At 39.1% G+C, this 1,677-nt stretch carries 2 protein-coding genes; one reads left to right on the top strand and one right to left on the bottom strand.

All coding sequences use genetic code 11. The features are described 5' to 3' along the window. A partial coding sequence (locus WB217_RS03100; protein ID WP_423990542.1) for an MATE family efflux transporter occupies positions 1–597 on the bottom strand: 597 nt, incomplete at its 3' end. Positions 598–785: 188 nt separating this feature from the next. Here WB217_RS03100 and WB217_RS03095 point away from each other — a divergent pair. Next, the gene (locus WB217_RS03095; protein WP_423990540.1) at positions 786–1,622 is read left to right on the top strand and encodes a GDSL-type esterase/lipase family protein; all 837 of its coding nucleotides are present in this window, start codon (positions 786–788) and stop codon (positions 1,620–1,622) included. Positions 1,623–1,677 lie beyond the last annotated feature (55 nt).

Below are 1,677 nucleotides of genomic sequence, written 5' to 3'. Positions count from 1 at the left end.
CGCGTATCCTGCGCCTGCTCCACCAAGTTCTGGAAATCCCCAACGGCCGAAAATGAGAGCATAATTCAAAAAGAAATTGACTGGCAGGGCCATCAGCAGGATATACATGACCACCCTGGTCTTTCCTAGTGCATAGATGAACGAACGCAGCACGTTAAAAATGAACAGAGGAATGATTCCGAAACTCAGGCCGATTAAATAATCATGAGCTGTTTTATTCACACTTTCCGGAAGGTTCATCGCAGACAATATCGGGTTAAGCAAGAAAACCCCTGAAATGATGACTAGTGAAGCGATCATCAAGGCGAGGTATATTCCGTGTGAAAGAATGGATGCGACTTCCTTCCCCTTTTTCTCACCGAAACGCTGAGCTGCAATCGGCGAGACTGCAAGCAGGATCCCACTCAAACCCGTGAAAATCGGATTCCAGATCGACGACCCGATTGCGACACCAGCAAGGTCTGATGAATTATATTTACCTGACATGATTGTATTAAAGAATACCATCGAAAACATGCCGAGCTGTGTAATTAGAATTGGGATCAGCATGACAAATATTTGTTTTATTTTTTCCCTTGTTGTATAAGTCTGGTACATAGTTGTACTCCTTGAATATAATAATTCTATCATTATAACAAATTATCATAAAAAAAAATCCAATAATTTAATTAAATTCACGTCATGATTCGGCATGAATATACAAACTATTTAAAATTGGAAATACCCCCCTAATTATTTCTTCCTCTATCCTTGATAAAATAGAAGTATATCGAGGAGTGAACATCATGAGAATCATAAAGTATCTTCTGCTTTTAACCCTTCTAATGGTCTTGTCGGTTTCTGCCTGGATTTATTATCCCCAATACAAGCTCAACAAAATGATGGAAGAAAGCTCAGCGAAAGTTACGAATACTAATAAGCTAACCTATTTAGATTATTACCGTGCATCCAATGACAAGACGATTACCCATCTTGCCCTTGGAGATTCTATTATATACGGATATCGAGTTGCCGAAACAGAAAATCTGGTTACCCAGTTTTCGGATCAGCTTCAAGAACAAACTGGTAAGCAAGTCCTTACAAACAATAGAGGGATTATTGGAATCACCAGTCAGAAGCTAAACCAGCTGATACAGGAAGGCAATTTTGATGAACAAATAAAAGAGGCAGATATCATCACTGTCAATGTCGGCGGAAACGATGTGCTTAGAGCTGTAAAAAAGGCAGATTTATATAGTGCTCTAAAATCATTTGATAGTTTGCAAACAAGCTTCAGCGAAAATTTGTCAGGAATCTCTGCTAAAATCAGAGAGCTTAATCCGGACGCTACAATTGTATTTCTTGAGCTGTATAACCCTATGCCTGCAGACCACCAATTCTATTCCCTGGCAGACAAGCTACTGCCGAAATGGAATTTAATGATTTATGAAGTGGCAAAAGACACACCAGCTTCTGTTGTCGTACAGACAACCAAAGTGATCAACAGCGACAATCTTCAAAATCTCTACAGTGATGGAGTACACCCAAGCATCTCAGGATACAGTGCAATCTCGAATCAAATGCTAGAACAATTTAAAACTCAATATAAAGAAGAAGCCGTTGTGGCCAACAGTAAAAAATAAGCTGGGCAATCCTGTCCGGCTTATTTTTAATTTTGATCTATATTCAAGCATTTAA

Origin of the sequence: Mesobacillus sp. (assembly GCF_049588175.1) — a bacterium.
GTDB lineage: Bacteria > Bacillota > Bacilli > Bacillales > Cytobacillaceae > Mesobacillus.
Note: the sequence above shows the minus strand (reverse complement) of the source record. Positions and strands in the feature narration are given on the sequence as shown.